The organism is Brenneria populi (assembly GCF_036016195.1).
Classification (GTDB): Bacteria; Pseudomonadota; Gammaproteobacteria; order Enterobacterales; family Enterobacteriaceae; genus Brenneria; species Brenneria populi.
Map to the genome: position 1 here is coordinate 1 of NZ_JAYWTM010000064.1, position 1,547 is coordinate 1,547.

General features: G+C 58.8%; 1 protein-coding gene and 1 pseudogene. Both read right to left on the bottom strand.

Annotated features, from left to right (window positions below; all coding sequences use genetic code 11):
• Positions 1–1,190, bottom strand: a 1,190-nt coding sequence (locus VSX58_RS22395) for a VRR-NUC domain-containing protein (RefSeq protein WP_327619980.1), incomplete at its 3' end; no start/stop codon positions are given.
• Positions 1,187–1,547, bottom strand: a pseudogene (locus tag VSX58_RS22400) (type VI secretion system Vgr family protein); the annotation flags it as partial. The pseudogene VSX58_RS22400 and the gene VSX58_RS22395, both read right to left, overlap by 4 nt.

Consider the following 1,547-nt stretch of genomic DNA (forward strand, 5'->3'; position numbering starts at 1 on the left):
AGCATATTGCGCACATAGCTCACCACCTGCCCGGCGGCTCTTCCCAGCAGCAAACTCTCGCCGCCGCTGGCAGCGCTGCCGGCCGCCACCGCTGCCGAACCGCCGGCGGCGGTGACTGCGCCGCCGCCGGCAACGCCCGCCGCAATGGCGAAAAACGGCCCGCCCAGCGCCAGTTCCAGCTGCGCCCGCGCCTTCCGCTGCTGCTGCTCCTGCGCGGCGGCAAGCGCCGGATCGGGCATCGGCTCCAGACGCGGGCCGGCGTTCAGCGGCGGGTAATAAGGCACAAAGTAATCTTTTACCTGCTGATGCTCACGCGCAATCAGCCCCTCCAGCAGCGGGTAGGCTTCGAGCTCCGGGCGCAGGCACAGCCGATTACGCGCCCCCGCCAGCCCCACCGGCAAATAGACCGGTTCCTTTTTCGCATCCCGCAGCCACTCCCGTTGAGTCTTATCATCCACCCTGCAGGTATCAGTCTCCAGCAAACGAAAATTCTCCGCTCCTGCAATATCTTCATATGCTTGCTGTTGTTCTTCGGTTAATTTATCCCCCGGAAATTTGATTTCAATCACCGTATGCAGATTGGATTGGCTAAAAGCCTGCTTGCCGATCAACATGCGGTTTTTCAGCCGCACCACGTCCGGAATACGAAACAGCCCCTGACGTTTGTTGTATATTCTCGATAGCTCATCGGGCAGCGGCTTCACCTTGCCGGCGCCCTGCCGCATCTCCGGCGTCAGGGTGCTTTCCAGCTCCTCCAGGCTCATTAACTCGCTGACCAGTTCCACCGCGATATCGCTGCCCGCCAGTCCGCGCACGCGCCACTGATGGCCACGCTTAATCGCTGCGTATTTGGATAAAGGGAAAGTGCTGGGATAGTTGGGCCGCATGCGGCTCATCACCGGTTTCGGCGGGTTTTGCGTCATGTCGTACCCCACCTCGCCGATATAGGGAAAATGGTAGCTGAACATCTCGTCGTCCAGACGAATCAATTGCGTCACCACCCGCTGGTACATCGGTTGGCCGTCCGAGCGAATTTTCGGGTTATTGAGCGCATAGCCCACTTTCTCGCACAGATACCATAAATCCAGCGGATCGGTTACCGGCGCCGCGGTGCCGCCCGGTTCTTTCTTGGTATCCGTGGTCGTCTCTCTGCCCGCTGCCGGCGTGGCGGTTTTCTTCCCTGTACTCATTTTGGTTCATCCTCTTTATCCGTGCGGGAGAAATCGATGCTTAGCGCGCGGTCGTCATCCCAGTAGCTGGCCTGCAAAAACTGCCGGTTAAATCGCTCGATATGCGGTTGCAGCGTTAACTGCTCAGGTTGCAGGCTGTAAACGGCGGTGGTTTTCCCCTGATTATCGGTAATACCCGTTATTTGCTGCTGTCGGTAGGCGATGGTGTAAGGGACGCCCGCAAGAGGTTCCCCCGTTTCCTGATCTTTGATAATAAAGTGTTCGCTGTAACCCTCGGCCAGCGGCATATTGGGCGGCGGGATAGTCAGGCTGGACGCCCCCATCTTCTGCGCATTGGCCGACTTCAGCAAAATATTC